Below are 1,500 nucleotides of genomic sequence, written 5' to 3' on the forward strand. Positions count from 1 at the left end.
TCTTCATATTCATAGAGGTTGTAAAAATACTCCTCTGCTCCATCTCCCCAAGGAACATACCCAACAGCCGTTGCAACCCACTTTTTTTGCATGGGCTGTTTATGATTTGTTAAGAACAGTTGTTTTAATATTTCCATGTTTTAATTCCTATTTTTACCAATAGGTTAATTTACCTAAAATTTGACCGTACAGAGCGTTTTGTGTTACTGGTGTGGTTTTCATCATAAAATCTTTAAATCGCTTTGTACGGTACCTTTTTATCGATTTAAACACATGCCTAATCGTAAAATGATCAGCACTTTTCACTAGTTTGCTGTTTTAAGCCGCTTTTGAATTGCTACTGTCATGACACTCTTCACTAGGCTTGCCTATTCTCATGAATGAAATGCGCTTGCCTCCTAAGGCTAGGTTACGCGTATTTTCAACTGCTGTAAAAACTCTCTCAGCAACACCATAAAGCCTGCTTTCTAAATCACGACAATACTGCGCTAGATCAGCGCATGAAGGCACAAATGTTGTGGACATGCCTTTTGCTTCACCACGTATAAGATTTTTAACAGCTTGCAATAAAGACCAGAGTGAAATGCCGTTAAGAGCTGCGATATAAGCCTTTGCACGCGCTTCTACATTCGAAACTTTTTGCATTGTCAAACCACCTTCAAGCACATCAAGAGCCTCTGCTATATCTTCAACAGATGCTTTCACGGTAAATAAGTTTTGGACTGTCTGATAGGCTTCTAAAGCTTGTTTCTCTAGGACTGGTGTCAATTCCATGCCACTGATCAAGGTCCATGGGAACTCCAGGGTTACACATTGCTCTATCTGTTGCACGGTATCTTGTAGAGGCGTCACTAAGCTGTGTTGCACCGATAAGATTACGGATTGTCTCTCCGGTACTACCACGAGTTCTTTGATCTTTTGAAAAGTTTCCATTGTTTCCACCATTGTTGTTCGTGTTTTTCGTTTTTTCTAAATCATCAACTGCCTTGCGTACCCAGTTACGCCATGTTGCTTGCCAATCGGTTTTGGTTGCATTTGCTCCGGCTTTTGAACGCCAATAATCTCGAAATTTTGCGATTTCGACTTTCACGCGCTCTGGAGGCAAGCCCTCTTCGATTGCAAAATCGTAATCCGGTTCAAAATCCTCTGGCAATCGACAACCGCGATTAGCTTGCGCTCGTTTTGCTTTTTTGGGAACGTTCTCTTGCTCGTGAATGGGAGGTTGGTTATCTGCTATCGTTTCGTTTTGCTCTGATGTGGTCTCAACAGCAGCAACCTCGATTGGCTCTTGAACCAAATCAGTGATTTCTAAATCTTCAAAATCAATTTCTTTTTTTGATAAAACGATAGTTTTATTTTTTTTATATATATTATTCTTATTCTGGTTCTTTATAGCTAGATTTTGCTTGTCGTTTGCTTCAGCAAAAAAAACGTTTTGCTTATCATTTGCTTCAGCAAAATTATTAATATGTTGTTTTATATTATTTTTTGCTTTTGCAC

Annotated in this window: 2 protein-coding genes; both read right to left on the reverse strand. The window is 39.3% G+C overall.

Annotated features, from left to right (window positions below):
* Positions 1–318: 318 nt before the first annotated feature.
* On the reverse strand, positions 319–705 hold the full coding sequence (locus ACFIM8_RS09080; RefSeq protein ID WP_273754097.1) for a hypothetical protein: 387 nt from the start codon (positions 703–705) through the stop codon (positions 319–321).
* Positions 689–1,500: hypothetical protein (locus tag ACFIM8_RS09085; protein ID WP_375614828.1), on the reverse strand; the 812-nt coding region annotated here is incomplete at its 5' end. The genes ACFIM8_RS09080 and ACFIM8_RS09085, both read right to left, overlap by 17 nt.

It is taken from the genome of Bartonella sp. AC535YNZD (assembly GCF_042196625.1).
Taxonomy (GTDB): domain Bacteria; phylum Pseudomonadota; class Alphaproteobacteria; order Rhizobiales; family Rhizobiaceae; genus Bartonella.